This window comes from Ochrobactrum sp. MYb379, from assembly GCF_037479515.1.
In the GTDB taxonomy this organism is placed as follows: Bacteria; Pseudomonadota; Alphaproteobacteria; order Rhizobiales; family Rhizobiaceae; genus Brucella.
In genome coordinates this window covers 392911-405931 of sequence record NZ_JBBGYW010000003.1, presented here as the reverse complement: position 1 = coordinate 405931, position 13021 = coordinate 392911, and the positions used below count along the sequence as shown (strand labels likewise).

Sequence of the window (13021 nt, the reverse complement as noted above, 5' to 3'; positions counted from 1 at the left end):
TACGGCTCAAGCTTCTCTCCGCATTTTGTCTAATCGTTCATTCACGCGTCTAAATCGCTTATCGATCCAGCGGAACCACACATAAGAATATAATGACACAGTCAGCAAAGCTACGACAAGGCCATACAGCAGCGCTACCGATAATATTGATGGATTTTTGAATCCTTCAAGGCCGAAGAATGCCCCTGCTCCGACAGCAACTGTAATCAGAACTGCGATAAAGAAATACGCTCCCCAGCTTCCTTGAAATTCACTTCGAAGATCGACTAAAAGTGTCCATCTAGCGTGAAGCTGTTCACGGCTAAGGTTATCAAAATTATCGTCTGATAAAACTTTTGTTGGCACCATTTTCCAGCAAATCCCTCTGTCTTTCGCTTCCTCATGCGCATGCTGTTTGAAACTGTCGTGAGAGGATCGAGTTATGCCATTGTCCAAGCGCATCCGCCTTGCAATCATTTTCAGAATTGCAAGGCTTATTAAAGTGCCTATCGATATTCAGGGAAGCTTTTTCACGGTGTTGAAGAATGAGGCAAGTACGCGTGGTTCCATAACCGCACCGAAATAAGCTAAACTCATATCAGACGGGTCAAAAACCACCAGCATATCGTGGTTTGCATCGAGGCCCGCTGATAGCTTTTTTGCAAAGGCTTCAGTGTTTAGAGTGGAATTTACGAGCAGAAAAGACGTGGTTGCATCCCAATATCCCAGTCCTTTTGTGAATGCGGCCTCCATAAGTGACTCTCTACGTTCACCATATGTTTTTCCTCCTACCGTTTTGTCGGCTATTCTAAAAGATATTACGTAAGTATCAGCCATTTAAGCCTCCCCGTTGTTAACACAACCAGTCAAGCCGACTCGCAACTTTTAGTCGAGAGGCAAGTCCCTTAGTCTTTCGCACTATTAGGCGGAAAGTTCCTCCAATGATTACAGGAGGCTACTTTGCCAAGAAACGGACAAGGCGTTTATTCGCTGCCGCCAGTCTATGAGGCGGTCACAGGCGAAACTATTGAGGCCCAGCAGCACAATACGCCGCTTGAGGATATCCGTTCTGACCTAAACCTTGCTCGGCCAATCACAGCGGGTGGAACAGGAGCGCAGTCTGCCTCTGGCGCGCGCACCAATCTTGACGTTTACAGTAAGTCAGAAACTGACGCCAAGGTACAAGACGTAAAAAACAACTACGTCAAAAAGTCCGGCGACACGATGACTGGCCCGCTAACGGCTACATCGCTGACGGCGACGGGTGGGGTATCTGGTGTCATTCAGCATCGTGGCGATTATTTGACAATTGGTTCGTATGCTATTCCCGCTTACGGCGATGGTCTTGTGCGAGTGTGGTGGAACGAAAACGGGGGCGAGCTGACATTTGACCCGGCGACTTCAGGTAAAACTGCCACATTAAAAGCTCACATACTTTACCTTCGCAACACCACACCAACTTCGATCAATCACGCCACATCAAAGCAATACGTGGACAGTGAAATCGCAAAACAGGTCGCAAAAGCTGGCGACACGATGACCGGCTTGTTGACACTTTCGGGCGCACCGACAGCCGGTTTGCATGCTGCCACGAAAGCTTACGTCGATACGCTCATCAATCAGCAGGTTTCCAAGTCCGGCGACACGATGACCGGTCCACTCAATGGCACCTCAGTTTCTATGAGCGGCGGCGTTTCTGGCACCCTCAGTCATCGAGACGGCGGCGGATACATGACCATCGGCTCGTTTAGCACGAGCGCTTATGGGTCCGGTTACGGTCGCTTGTGGTGGAACGAAAACGACCGAACTCTGACAATGTCATCGGAAAGCGCTGGCGATGCTACGTTCTCAACCAACAACGTGTTGGTTAATCGCGATCCAACAAGCGGTAACCACGCAACTCGAAAAGCGTATGTTGATACTTGGCTAAATACCAAGCTGAACGCCAATGGCGGGAATGCCACCAATCTCACATTGGGAACTTATCCGACTTCCGGAAATCAGGCGGCAAGCAAGTCTTACGTCGATAACCAAATTGCAACTTGCGTTACAGATACGCGATGGAGCGCTGAAAGTTATAGCGGCACGATCCCAAATGCCAGCACATGGCGCGCTGCCGCTGGCGCAGCTGTAACAGGCTTACAGATCGCGGCCAATTTCTCAGCGATTGGAGCTTATTCAAAAACACTTCAAATCCAGATCAACGGCAGTTGGCGCAACGCGGCTTAGGATAATCATATGAAAAACTTTGAAAAACTGACAGTCGCCAAGGAAGCAATCACGGATGAAGAAACTGGAGCAAGCGTCTCTGTGTTGATCTATCGCGATGCCAGTGGCGAAGACTGGCTTGATGTCGCGGCAGCAAATCCGCATGCATATTACATCGCTGTCAATGATAACGGCATGGTTGTATGTATGGCTGACCAGGCTGACATGATCCAGCTTGACGGGCTCACGATGTACGGCATTGATGAAAGCTTCGGATTTGAGGGCCGCGATGCTCTTGGCAAGCTCTGGAACGGTTCGGACATAGTTGAGCCTGATCCCGAACCTATCGTGCAAATTCTCCCAGCCGTTACTCTCTGGGAGCGTATGACGGAAGCAGAAGCCGAACAGGTGGCCGAAGTGATGGCAGCGCAGCCGTTCCGCACGCGCAAGATATTCGAAACAGCAGCCACATTCCGATCAGATCATGAGCTTTGGCCGTTGCTTGAGCAGATAGCACATCAGTTATTTGGGGAAGCAAGAGCGGCTGAGCTGCTGGCTGCGTAGCCAAGGCGCAAATCTGAGCGACGCATCGTCCTGAAGAGTGGTAAATTAAGGGTAATCAGAGGCTTCCTTTAGCTGTAAAGCCCAATAGCACGAGGATAAAAATTGCAACGATAAGACCGGAATAAATGAAAATCTCAACACCACTCAAAATCAATAATTCCATGCGTGCCTCAAACCTAATGTGATTTGTAGAATAGGTATATAGCTATTTTCGGTCGCGTTCTGTCCATGCGCTAAAGGCGATCAGAACAATCCACGCTGTAGTTATTGTAGTAATGAATGTTGCCATCATATTTCCTCTTCGTCTGAGAAACTCCGTGATGGGAAAAAAGTTCATAGGTCATAAAAAAATAAAGCCCCAGATGCTGACGGGCTATTCTGGGGCCGCGTGCGAACTTCCGGCGGGACGTTCACACACAACTCATGATTTAGCGCAAAAGTTGAAAAAGAAAAGCCCCAGAGGCTTGGAGGCGCTACTGGGGCTGCGCCTTGTACGATGCGGGTAACATCAAAGCGCAACATCAGCATCTCACAAATATAGGAAAACACAATGGATAGAACCGTGCCAGCAGGCGCGGTTAAAGAAGGCCGATTAAATTGCTTCGAATTAGAGCCGCGTGCTTTGGAACCATTAAGTCTAAACCAGCATCGATGAATTCGATGATTGCTTCACAGCATTCCTTCGAGAGGCGTGCAAATTCTTTGGCGTTTGCCAATTCGAAGTCAGGATGACGAACCACCTTGGAAACGTCTAAGTAACTGTCATGCTTTACGAGTTCATGTATTCCGGCCGGAAGGAATAGTTGATCGCAGTCATGCGGGCGAGGGTTCGTATTGATCCATAGGAAAAAGCCGTTAGCTATACAAACGCAAACGGCATATTTTTCTTTAGGTGGTTTGGTGAGTATTGTGTCTACAATGTAGACATGACCAAGCTTACAGGACGCCATAAGATGAGAATATCTCTGCTTCCTCTTTGATTTCGTTACTCACCCCATCAAGCATTTCGTCAACTGACATGATGCCGTTCAACGGTGCTTTTCGCCATGCGCTATGCAGATGCGTTTCGTCAGAGATATCACCGAACGAGCGACCTTTGCAGTGGTTAATCGCCCAGTCGAGACACTTCAGATCGGTCTTGCTGAAGAAAGAAAGATCAGGCTTACGGTGAGGCGTGTATATTGGGTGCCCATATGCCCCTTCCGCAGGAGAGACAGCAGCAGAAATCAAATCTCGTTCTGGCTCTGGGACATTCTGTTTCAAGGCGTCATAGGCATAGGACGGCACAGGCCCATTTTCCATGGCTATGAAGCAATCGCCAACAATCGGCCGCCCGAATGAACGAAGATGCTCACGTTCAGCAAAGTAAAGAGTTTTTAGGGCATGGAAACGCCCAGCTTCTCCATATCTTGAGATGATATAGAGGAGTGCTTCAACTGCCTTTTCTTTGTCTACCGTAAACTTCATAGTCCTTAACCCTGCCGATTTGAATTTCAACACCGACTTGCGTGTGCGTAACACAACCTCACTGAGTCGTAAAATCACATTTATCCACAGGTAATCCACAAAAGAGGTAACACAATGGCACGACGCATCAACGCGGCGGGGCTTTCGCTCATCCAGCAACAGTAAGGGGCAAGTCCCTCAGTCTTTCGTGCTTTGGCACTCATTCTCAAGCCGTCCTTCGGGGCGGCTTTTTCTATTGGCGAAGGAAATATTATGGATAGAACCGTACCAGCCGGAGCAGCCCTCTTGCTTGACTTCATCGCACAGACGGAAGTTGGAAGCACAGGCCGCGCATCATATGACGTTATCTATGGTCACAATCAGGGGAAGTTGCCGAAGCCGATCACAAGCATGACGCTTGGCGAACTGATCGACGCACAAGCATCATTTGCCAAGCGCTTCAAATCGTCGGCTTCGGGGCGATACCAGTTCATGCGCGCAACGCTGCAAGGATTGGCTCAGGAGCTTGGCTTGCGCGGTACGCAGGTCTTTGACCCGGATTTGCAGGATCGTCTCGGTTATCATCTGCTCATTCGACGCGGGTATAATCAGTTTATCGCTGGAACAATCAGTCGGACAGAGTTCGGCAAGCATCTTGCGCAGGAGTGGGCTTCATTTCCGGTTCTTGCGGCCACCAAGGGCTCTCACCGGCAGTTGATACGCGGGCAGAGCTATTACACCGGCGATCCGCTCAACAAAGCACTGGTCACGCCTGCAAAGATTGAAGCCATTCTTGATCAAGTTAAGGCTTCACGCAGTTCACTGCCCCCACAAGGCGATACACTGTCAGGTGATATTAATTCGCCTCACCAAACAACCAGCTTTTGGGCTGATCTGATCAAAGCCATCGCAGCACTTTTCAATAGGAGCCGGTAATGGGGCCGTTTATTCGTATTATCCTGCGCTATGGCGTGGGTGCAATTATTGGATACGAGGTCGGCAATCAGCTTGCATCTGATCCTGATGTGGTTGTGGTTTCCACCGTTGCCGCAACTGCATTGGTCGGGCTTGTGACTGAGGGCTTTTATGTTCTCGCTAAACGCTTGGGCTGGCGCACATGATCTGGGCCTTAATCCCCAACTGGTTGAAGGTGGCCGTAGCCGCTGCTCTGGCGGCTTTTTTGTGTCTGGCTGCTGGATATGTGACCGGTCATCGTGAAGGTCGATCCAGCACCGAAATCAAAATCGAAAGACAGAACAATGAAGCGACTGAGAAAGCCCTTGGTGCTGTGCTCACTTATGATCAGTGCGTTGACGCTGGCGGCGTGTGGACATTCCGCACCGGCAAATGTTCAAGGCGTCCGTAGCGTACTTGGTTCTGATCTGATGGGCGCGCGCGGTGCAACTGATGCGGATCAGCGGAAGATTGACCGCACAATCGTGCGAGGCTGTGCCGGTGGTGTCTGGTCGAAAGACGAATGCGCAAAGCATGATGAGAAATAAGAGGGGCAGCGGGAAGTGAGTTCACAAATGCCCGATACAGAAGCGGACTTGAGAGCGCGCATGAACGCGATTGAGCATATCTTGACCGGGATTGTGCCTCGCATCACCACGCTTGAGCAGTGGCAGCGTCAGTCAGAGATTGCAGGCGCTCGTACCGATGAGAAATGGAAGAATGTGGACAGGAGATTTGATGACCTCGATAAGAAGATCGAGAAGGTAAGTGGCATCTTGTCGAAGATCATGTGGCTAGTTATCAGCGGATTGATAATGGCATTCGTAGCTTTTTTGATTGGGGGCGGATTAAAGTCTTTATAGAAAAACTGAGTATTGTGGAGATTAATCGGATTAATATGCGCGGCCCCGCCATTACGGAGCCCAAATTTCATGACATCTTATTTGGGCTTACCTAGATAATTGCACTAGGAGGGAAAAATACGCTTACCATGAAAATAAAAAATCCGACAAGGATTGAGATTACGATAAAGCTTACAACGCTATATTTATCTACAAGCCATGCTATTTGAGAAATTATACCTAAAATAGCACATGCCATGCCGATAACGGCGACCCAAAAGGGAAGTGGAAATCCAGCTAGAGTTGAAAACGCAAAAAATAAGCCCGCAATGCTAAAGATGCTCGAAGTTCTTTGTAACCATATTTCAGGTATGGGTTTATTCCAATTTATCTGATTTTTCTCATTCATATCTAAGCCCGCCCTATAATTGAACAAATGAATTATTCAGTAATATTATAAATTAAGATTAAACTATTGGTATTTGAGCGATTAGAAAACCATGGGTTGGTCGCTCGAGTTTAAAAATCTTCATATCTTAGTCCATCACCGTTCCACTTGCCTTGAAATGAATGATTGAAATAGATTTCTGTAGAACCGCTGCCCCGTAGCCTCGCATACTATTCGTCCGTGCCGCGCTCTCCGATGTGAATAGCTATTTAGCTTCAACAAGCGTCTCGATCAGGTGCTTGCGGTGTTGGCGCAGGATAAGAGGTGATTATTCGTTCGGGTCAGTTCCCTAAGGAATTGATTGGCTTTAGCGCCTTTGCCGTTCCTCTTTCTTTTTCCTCCGAACTTCTTCCCGAAGCGCCTTGAAATTAAGAGGCGCATATTGCTCAAACTTCTGACGCTTCGATGTTCGGACTGATACCGTCGCCTCGCGCGGGACCTCTGTGATCTTACGACCATCACTGAACGCTTGAATGTCTGTCGCATCATATCGGCGTATCATGCGGAGCCCGCGACCAACGTTAACAAAGGGGATTTCCCCGTCGCTCGTCAAATGAAGAAGGTGGCGCACCGATATCGATAGAACTTCAGCTGCTTGTTCTGGTGTGAGAAGTGGCGTCACTTACATATCCTTCGCCATTCGGCGTAGGTTCGCGAGCGTTGCCCGTTTCAGTGAATCAAGTCGCTCGACGTGCTTCTCGGCCTCAGGCGTTGGCAAGGCATCCACCATTGCTTCTGCCTCAAAGGCTTCCACTGCACTCTGCTTTATACGATACAATTTGCCTCCCAATCGAAAGGCATTCAACTGACCTGTTTTGATCAGATTTCGCACATGCTTCTCAGAGCATTCCCAACGCTTGGCTAGTGTGGCTGGCGTGAACAGGGGTTCCATGCTTTATCCTCGCGGTTACCATTTGGAAAAGCCGTGGATATTATAAACCGTTGTTTTCAAACGATCCACCCTTAGTAAGCGATAAGTTTTTGTCATGCCAAAACGAAATTATCTCGCGATTATCTGCGTTATGAGACGTGACATGGCAGTGAAGGTTACGTGACGTCACGTGAAGTGCAACGATTTGTAACGCATACGAAACGTTTCAGTATCTGAAAAGCGTCTTATTCAGACAGTTTAAGACGCTGCCTATGAACGAATTCTCCACGCGGTTCATGCCAAGGCGTGGAATATGACGAGCCTTTTTCAAAAGTAGTCCTTTCCCTTGTCCACATACGGTAGTTCGTCTGATACATCGTTCAGAAGCTCTAGCGGGATCAAACGGATATAGGCATTGCCGATTTTAATCTCAGCAATACACCCAGCCTTTTTAGCCCCTTCGCAAATCGCTGTTACCTGTCGGGCTGTTATATCAAGACGCTTTGTCATCTATCGACCTAATGCAAATTTGCACGAAGTTTTCAGAGGCGCGGCTCATGGTCAAGATATCGTCACGGGCCGTACGACAGATATGACAAGAAAATAGTCTTTCTCTGCCCGCCCTTCACTTTCAGAAATAACCTCCCAATTTTCCGGATCAGTTACATCGCCTTCTAAGGACCCATTGTCGTGGCCGTCGTAGAGGGTCCAAAACCTTGCGAGCATTCTTTTCCGGGTGCTGTCCGAATAAATTGTGGCCCAATACCTATTATCAGACATGCACTTTGTCCTGTTATAAATCCCCATGCCTTAAGGCAAGCTCGCAGAGGTCCAGCGGGTGGTCAATGGGCAAAGAAAAGCCCCGGAAGCGGGGGCTTGACCGGGGCTGCGCTCGAAAGTTTTTTGGAAGCCGACGAACGTCTCATCATCATCCCACAAAATCAGGAAATGACAATGCTAAATTCAGGCAACTAGGCAAGGCGTCGGTCAAGGACTGAGACATTCTGCGCTAAAATAAACGAAAGTTATATTGCGGTTTAGGCCTATAAAGAACTTTACTGCTGTGAGAGGGCAACGATGCCGTATACGAGCGCAGTTTATCGCAGCATATTAAGCCCGGACGAGTTATCGCTTGTTCAGGAAGCTTATTCTCGTTGTTGTGAATTACTGGGCAACAAGCCAAGCACACCTGAGAGCGAAGCTTTGCTATCGCAGTTTGTTCTACGAGCATTCACCAATTGCGATCAGGATCCAGAACTCGCAGCTCAAAGAGCATTTGAGGTCGTCACCATGTTAGAGTGATTTCAATGCGCCGGTTGGAGCAGGGGATGCTAGGCCAAGATTTGGGCTAAAGGTATTGGCGCAGTCTCAATGACCTGTTCTACAGCGGAGAACGTCCCCCAGTGGGGGTTGTGCGATTACACCGCATTAATGGATAGTCGGATCGTCTTCGCCTTGGAGTAGCAGAATTAAGCCAAGCTCTGCCAAGCCTTGTTCAAACTCTGCATAAGCAGCGGTGTCGGATGGGAACTTGTCATCCCAGATAGTTGATGACCATTCCTCGTCTATAAGCTCTAGGGTCCAGCTATCTTCTGTTTCAAGACGATAGATGTGCACATTTACGGTTAAGCCGTCACGAGAGACAACGCAGCTCAATGGAGAAAAAATAATATTCGGATCGTCGTTATTCATGCCGATGCCAATTCAATAATTTTAGTTTGGCCAATTATGGCCCATTGAGACCAAAAAGAAAATGGCGGATAGGAACCATACGATTTGAACATAAGGTTGGTGAGCGGAAATCATGGCCCTGTGAGTAGCCATTGCAGTTTGTGAGTATTTGGTGAGTAGGACTTATCAACAAGCGGTGCGGCGGAAGCCGATTTGCTTGTAACCTATTGATATGTTGGAGGGTCGAATGGTGGGCGTAACAGGGATTGAACCTGTGACCCCTACAATGTCAATGTAGTGCTCTCCCGCTGAGCTATACGCCCATTCGATGTGGCGCATACACCATATCGCGTTGCGCCCGTCAATGCCCTTTTCGAAGTTTTTTGTTCTTAATGTTGAAGAACTTATCAAATCCCGGAAAAGGCACTGATTGCCTAGGCGGCAATCAGCATTTTTTCGATTTCGTTCACCAAATCACGCAGGTGGAAGGGCTTGGAAAGCACTTTTGCATCGCGCGGCGCATCAGAATCGGGGTTCAGTGCAACGGCTGCAAAGCCGGTGATGAACATGATCTTGAGGTCGGGATCGATTTCGGTCGCCCTACGAGCAAGTTCGATCCCGTCCATTTCCGGCATGACAATGTCGGTTAGCAGCAGCGAGAACGGTTCTTCGCGTAATCTTTCATAGGCGCTTGCACCATTATCGAAGTGCGTAACGTGATAACCCGCCTTTTCCAGCGCTTTCACGAGGAAGCGACGCATATCGTTGTCGTCTTCAGCTAGCAGAATTCTCTTCATTGGTCCGTCCGAATGTCACGTCGTTCGTGCACAGCTTTCTGCATGGCCGACGACTCAGCGTTTCCTCTACAAAACGCTCTTTTGGTAAATATGAAATGAATGCTCTCGCAAATGTTAATTGTTATGGCCACTGTTTGGCAACAAGCTGTTTTGTGTTACAGCTTTTTGTCGTTTGACGCGGCTGCCATGTAGAGGGAGGGCGCACGTTCGGATGTCAAACATTTGATGACCCGGGGCTCGTTTAAGATACTGCTTTAAAAGCTAAATTATCTTATGACTTGTCGCCCGAAGGCAGCAGGACGGATTAAGACTATGAGTCTGGAGCGCGATTTTAATCAAATTCCTCCTTTTGAGATCTGTGTACCGGCGCAGCAGCGGATTCCGTTCGTTTTCAATTCGCCCCATAGCGGGCGCATGTATCCAGCGTCCTTTCTGGCAGAATCGCGTCTCGACTCGCTTGCTATCCGAAACTCGGAAGACTGCTATGTCGATGAGCTTTTTGCAGCGGTTACAAGGCTTGGTGCGCCATTGCTCAAAGCCCATTTTCCACGCGCATTCCTTGATGTGAATCGGGAGCCTTACGAGCTTGACCCGCGCATGTTTGCCGAACCTCTGCCGCCTTTCGTCAACACACAGTCTGCACGCGTCGCGGGCGGTTTGGGAACAGTGCCGCGTCTTGTGGGTGAGGGACAGTTGATCTATCCCGGTCGTATTGCACTGGAAGAGGCTTTCTACAGAATTGAGCACCTTTACAAGCCGTACCATCGCGCGCTGGATGCTTTGCTGAAGATAACACACCAGCAGTTCGGCTATTCGGTACTCATCGATTGCCACTCCATGCCGGGTGGCACGCGTTCAGGGGAAACTAGCGGGAGGCCAGATTTTATTATCGGCGATCGTTTTGGTCGGTCGTGCAGCGAGCAGCTCACACAGGCTGCGATGGAGCTCTTACAGGGGCTTGGTTACACGGTTGCGCATAACAAGCCTTATGCGGGTGGTTTTATCACGGAGCATTATGGGCGGCCCGCCGCAGCGTGCTATGCGTTGCAAATTGAGATCAATCGCAGTCTCTATATGAATGAACAGACATTGCAGAAACTTGTTGGCTTCGAGGCGCTGTGCGGAGATCTCTATCAGTTCCTGAGCGATCTCACGTCGCTACCGGACGAGCTTCTGGTCGTGCCGCCGCTGGCCGCGGAATAGTTCTGTATATTCATAAAAAGAGCCGCGCTGCAATGAAGAAGCGCGGCCAAAGACTAGGGAGGAAATGCCCCGAAAGGCATCGACAGGACAGCCTGTCTGGCCTTTAAGCTACGCGGCAAAGCCTTTCTGGTCAAGGATTTACGCATATTTTTTGAGCCTAAAAATAGTTAGCTCAAATTATAGGCAATAATAGCAAAGATTGCATATCAATGCATCAACTGATGAAAACGGGAGTTTGGGATTGCTGATCGATAAGGCATTTTTTTCCGAAATTGCGAGTGTTGCAGCGCAAGAAACGTTGCCGAGATTTCGCCAGTTCAATGAAATCGACAACAAATATACCACTGGCTTTGATCCGGTGACGGAAGCAGACCGTGCGGCTGAACGTGCGATTCGTGCAGTGATTGGCCGGGAGTTTCCGGACCACGGTATTCTTGGCGAAGAATATGGCCCAGAAAATATCGACCGCAGCCATGTTTGGGTGATTGATCCGGTGGACGGAACCCGCGCTTTCATTTCCGGCCTGCCCGTATGGGGAACGCTGGTCGGCCTGACGGTAGGCGGCGATGCAAAGGCTGGCATGATGTCTCAGCCATTCACGGGAGAACTTTTCTACAGTGATGGCAGCGGCTCATATCTGATACGCGAAGGCGCAGAACCACGTCGCCTTGCGGTGCGCGCGCAGGCAAAGCTTGATGATGCGACGATGTTCACCACCACGCCAGCGCTGTTTAAAGGCGATTTACGCAAAGGTTTTGACCGCTTGGAAAATACCGTTCGTCTATCGCGTTATGGCGTCGATTGTTATGCGTTCGCCATGCTTGCGAGCGGCTTTGCCGATCTTGTCGTCGAGGCCGGTCTACAACCTTATGACATCGTAGCACTTATCCCGATTATCGAGCAGGCGGGTGGCGTGGTCACACAGCGCGATGGTGGCCCGGCAGAAAAGGGCGGCGATATTGTTGCCGCCGCTTCACCGGAACTGCATCAGGCGGCGCTTGAGCTACTCAACAGCTGATAGTCACTGCTGATCGGGGTTGGCAGGCTCAAGGCTGTCTGGCAACGTTTCCACTTCCGATGTTCCGGGAATGAAGGCGTCAAAGGCAGCAAGGGTCTGCTCCCGGTAAAAATCGGCCTCCTGAAGCAGTTCGTGGCGAGCTCCGTCGATCACGACAAGCGAGATATTACGGGTGCAGGCTGCGAGCCGTTCGGTAGCAGCTGTTGAGACGACAGTATCGGCACCGGCGGCAATGATGAGGATTGGCACTGTCGGTCCTTCGTAAAAGCCGGGCTGATGAATCCGAGACGCCGCCCCCAATGCATTGCCGATCCAGTTGATGGTTGTACCACCGAGCGCCAGATCCGGATTGTTGCGAACAACTTCCATATTGCGTGCAAAGCGAACCGGATCGCTGGTCAGCGGGTTATTTTCAAATAGTCGCTCGCCGCGTATGCGCCCACCAGCGGCGTATCTGGTGCCCATACCAAGCCAGCGCAGGGCCGTTGCCATACGTCGCATTTTATCATCGCCGGATTGCAATGGCCGCAACCCCATCAGCGGCGCGCATAGCACAATGCGGCTGACGCGCGATGCGAGCTTATGCATTGCTGAATAGGTGATGAGTGCACCCGCTGAATGCGCCAGAACATAAAAGGGTGGTGGGCAGTCCGGAAGAACGATCTGCGTGAGAAACTGATCTAGGTCGTCGGTGTAATCGCTGAAATTGCGCACATAGCCGCGCATATGATCTTTGAGAAGCCGTTGCGAGCCACCTTGCCCGCGCCAGTCCATCGTGGCGACAGTAAACCCACGTGCAACAAGGTCTAACATTGTTTCAAAGTATTTTTCGATAAACTCGTTGCGGCCTTGCAGCAGAATAATCGTTCCGCGTGAGGGCTTAGCTTCTGACTTAAGAATTGCATAACGCAGATCAATGCCATCTTTGGCTTTAAACAGCCCGGACGTTGTTCCTGCGGGAATTGGGTTGGCCCCGGTTTCAAAAAGAAGATCTGGCATTCAGATTGCTGCCCCAGCTAA

The 13021-nt window shown here is 49.7% G+C and carries 18 protein-coding genes and 1 tRNA gene; 9 read left to right on the top strand and 10 right to left on the bottom strand.

Annotated features, from left to right (window positions below; all coding sequences use genetic code 11):
* Nucleotides 1–6: 6 nt before the first annotated feature.
* Both WH356_RS09145 and WH356_RS09140 read right to left on the bottom strand, forming a co-directional pair.
* Complete coding sequence (locus WH356_RS09145; RefSeq protein WP_339509993.1) at nucleotides 7–435, bottom strand: hypothetical protein; 429 nt, start codon at nucleotides 433–435, stop codon at nucleotides 7–9.
* Between the two features lie 60 nt (nucleotides 436–495).
* Nucleotides 496–816 carry a hypothetical protein gene (locus WH356_RS09140; protein WP_339509992.1) on the bottom strand — a complete coding sequence of 107 codons (321 nt, stop codon included), beginning with the start codon at nucleotides 814–816 and terminating at the stop codon, nucleotides 496–498.
* 123 nt (nucleotides 817–939) lie between these two features.
* Here WH356_RS09140 and WH356_RS09135 point away from each other — a divergent pair, with 123 nt between their 5' ends.
* Together WH356_RS09135 and WH356_RS09130 are read left to right on the top strand one after the other, a co-directional pair.
* Nucleotides 940–2208, top strand: coding sequence for a hypothetical protein (locus tag WH356_RS09135; protein ID WP_339509991.1), 1269 nt, complete (start codon nucleotides 940–942; stop codon nucleotides 2206–2208).
* A gap of 9 nt (nucleotides 2209–2217) precedes the next feature.
* Nucleotides 2218–2751 carry a hypothetical protein gene (locus tag WH356_RS09130; protein ID WP_339509990.1) on the top strand — a complete coding sequence of 178 codons (534 nt, stop codon included), beginning with the start codon at nucleotides 2218–2220 and terminating at the stop codon, nucleotides 2749–2751.
* Nucleotides 2752–3687: 936 nt separating this feature from the next.
* Here the strand turns inward: WH356_RS09130 and WH356_RS09125 are convergent.
* Complete coding sequence (locus tag WH356_RS09125; protein WP_339509989.1) at nucleotides 3688–4248, bottom strand: Panacea domain-containing protein; 561 nt, start codon at nucleotides 4246–4248, stop codon at nucleotides 3688–3690.
* 222 nt (nucleotides 4249–4470) lie between these two features.
* Between WH356_RS09125 and WH356_RS09120 the strand changes: the two genes are divergently transcribed.
* The 4 genes from WH356_RS09120 (at nucleotide 4471) to WH356_RS09105 (ending at nucleotide 6014) form a co-directional block, all read left to right on the top strand.
* Complete coding sequence (locus WH356_RS09120; protein WP_339509988.1) at nucleotides 4471–5133, top strand: hypothetical protein; 663 nt, start codon at nucleotides 4471–4473, stop codon at nucleotides 5131–5133.
* Nucleotides 5133–5318, top strand: a complete 186-nt coding sequence (locus WH356_RS09115) for a hypothetical protein (protein WP_339509987.1) — start codon at nucleotides 5133–5135, stop codon at nucleotides 5316–5318. Before WH356_RS09120 ends, WH356_RS09115 begins: the two co-directional genes overlap by 1 nt.
* 138 nt (nucleotides 5319–5456) lie before the next feature.
* Nucleotides 5457–5699 carry a hypothetical protein gene (locus WH356_RS09110; RefSeq protein ID WP_339509986.1) on the top strand — a complete coding sequence of 81 codons (243 nt, stop codon included), beginning with the start codon at nucleotides 5457–5459 and terminating at the stop codon, nucleotides 5697–5699.
* 27 nt (nucleotides 5700–5726) lie between these two features.
* The gene (locus WH356_RS09105) at nucleotides 5727–6014 is read left to right on the top strand and encodes a hypothetical protein (RefSeq protein WP_339509985.1); all 288 of its coding nucleotides are present in this window, start codon (nucleotides 5727–5729) and stop codon (nucleotides 6012–6014) included.
* 91 nt (nucleotides 6015–6105) lie between these two features.
* Here WH356_RS09105 and WH356_RS09100 read toward each other — a convergent pair whose 3' ends face one another.
* The 3 genes from WH356_RS09100 to WH356_RS09095 form a co-directional block, all read right to left on the bottom strand.
* Nucleotides 6106–6402 (bottom strand): hypothetical protein, encoded by a 297-nt coding sequence (locus tag WH356_RS09100; protein ID WP_339509984.1) that lies wholly within the window; start codon nucleotides 6400–6402, stop codon nucleotides 6106–6108.
* A 346-nt stretch (nucleotides 6403–6748) separates the two neighbouring features.
* Nucleotides 6749–7063, bottom strand: a complete 315-nt coding sequence (locus WH356_RS24040; protein WP_445253647.1) for a helix-turn-helix domain-containing protein — start codon at nucleotides 7061–7063, stop codon at nucleotides 6749–6751.
* Entirely contained in the window at nucleotides 7064–7333 is a 270-nt protein-coding gene (locus tag WH356_RS09095; RefSeq protein WP_339509983.1) for a helix-turn-helix domain-containing protein, read from the bottom strand. It lies immediately after the preceding gene.
* Nucleotides 7334–8389: 1056 nt separating this feature from the next.
* Between WH356_RS09095 and WH356_RS09090 the strand changes: the two genes are divergently transcribed.
* Nucleotides 8390–8614, top strand: a complete 225-nt coding sequence (locus WH356_RS09090) for a hypothetical protein (protein WP_339509982.1) — start codon at nucleotides 8390–8392, stop codon at nucleotides 8612–8614.
* Nucleotides 8615–8740: 126 nt separating this feature from the next.
* On the opposite strand, the gene WH356_RS09085 is transcribed toward WH356_RS09090, so the two are convergent.
* The 3 genes from WH356_RS09085 to cpdR all read right to left on the bottom strand — a co-directional run bounded on the left by WH356_RS09085 (nucleotide 8741) and on the right by cpdR (nucleotide 9780).
* On the bottom strand, nucleotides 8741–9004 hold the full coding sequence (locus tag WH356_RS09085) for a hypothetical protein (protein ID WP_339509981.1): 264 nt from the start codon (nucleotides 9002–9004) through the stop codon (nucleotides 8741–8743).
* A gap of 227 nt (nucleotides 9005–9231) precedes the next feature.
* A tRNA-Val gene (locus WH356_RS09080) sits at nucleotides 9232–9306 on the bottom strand.
* A gap of 111 nt (nucleotides 9307–9417) precedes the next feature.
* Entirely contained in the window at nucleotides 9418–9780 is a 363-nt protein-coding gene (gene cpdR, locus WH356_RS09075) for a cell cycle two-component system response regulator CpdR (protein WP_007877205.1), read from the bottom strand.
* 312 nt (nucleotides 9781–10092) lie between these two features.
* Here cpdR and WH356_RS09070 point away from each other — a divergent pair, with 312 nt between their 5' ends.
* Together WH356_RS09070 and hisN are read left to right on the top strand one after the other, a co-directional pair.
* Nucleotides 10093–10983 carry an N-formylglutamate amidohydrolase gene (locus WH356_RS09070; RefSeq protein WP_339509980.1) on the top strand — a complete coding sequence of 297 codons (891 nt, stop codon included), beginning with the start codon at nucleotides 10093–10095 and terminating at the stop codon, nucleotides 10981–10983.
* Between the two features lie 241 nt (nucleotides 10984–11224).
* On the top strand, nucleotides 11225–12001 hold the full coding sequence (gene hisN, locus WH356_RS09065) for a histidinol-phosphatase (protein WP_339509979.1): 777 nt from the start codon (nucleotides 11225–11227) through the stop codon (nucleotides 11999–12001).
* Nucleotides 12002–12004: 3 nt separating this feature from the next.
* Here the strand turns inward: hisN and WH356_RS09060 are convergent, their stop codons facing one another.
* On the bottom strand, nucleotides 12005–13000 hold the full coding sequence (locus WH356_RS09060) for an alpha/beta hydrolase (RefSeq protein ID WP_339509978.1): 996 nt from the start codon (nucleotides 12998–13000) through the stop codon (nucleotides 12005–12007).
* Between the last annotated feature and the right edge of the window lie 21 nt (nucleotides 13001–13021).

Excerpts from the sequence above, each read along its gene's own strand:
- WH356_RS09095 (WP_339509983.1), bottom strand. The coding sequence starts at position 7,333 with ATGGAACCCCTGTTCACGCCAGCCACACTAGCCAAGCGTTGGGAATGC.
- WH356_RS09090 (WP_339509982.1), top strand. The coding sequence starts at position 8,390 with ATGCCGTATACGAGCGCAGTTTATCGCAGCATATTAAGCCCGGACGAG.
- cpdR (WP_007877205.1), bottom strand. The coding sequence starts at position 9,780 with ATGAAGAGAATTCTGCTAGCTGAAGACGACAACGATATGCGTCGCTTC.
- WH356_RS09085 (WP_339509981.1), bottom strand. The coding sequence starts at position 9,004 with ATGAATAACGACGATCCGAATATTATTTTTTCTCCATTGAGCTGCGTT.
- WH356_RS09100 (WP_339509984.1), bottom strand. The coding sequence starts at position 6,402 with ATGAATGAGAAAAATCAGATAAATTGGAATAAACCCATACCTGAAATA.
- WH356_RS09115 (WP_339509987.1), top strand. The coding sequence starts at position 5,133 with ATGGGGCCGTTTATTCGTATTATCCTGCGCTATGGCGTGGGTGCAATT.
- WH356_RS09105 (WP_339509985.1), top strand. The coding sequence starts at position 5,727 with ATGCCCGATACAGAAGCGGACTTGAGAGCGCGCATGAACGCGATTGAG.
- WH356_RS09140 (WP_339509992.1), bottom strand. The coding sequence starts at position 816 with ATGGCTGATACTTACGTAATATCTTTTAGAATAGCCGACAAAACGGTA.
- WH356_RS09120 (WP_339509988.1), top strand. The coding sequence starts at position 4,471 with ATGGATAGAACCGTACCAGCCGGAGCAGCCCTCTTGCTTGACTTCATC.
- WH356_RS09130 (WP_339509990.1), top strand. The coding sequence starts at position 2,218 with ATGAAAAACTTTGAAAAACTGACAGTCGCCAAGGAAGCAATCACGGAT.
- WH356_RS09060 (WP_339509978.1), bottom strand. The coding sequence starts at position 13,000 with ATGCCAGATCTTCTTTTTGAAACCGGGGCCAACCCAATTCCCGCAGGA.
- WH356_RS09070 (WP_339509980.1), top strand. The coding sequence starts at position 10,093 with ATGAGTCTGGAGCGCGATTTTAATCAAATTCCTCCTTTTGAGATCTGT.
- WH356_RS09110 (WP_339509986.1), top strand. The coding sequence starts at position 5,457 with ATGAAGCGACTGAGAAAGCCCTTGGTGCTGTGCTCACTTATGATCAGT.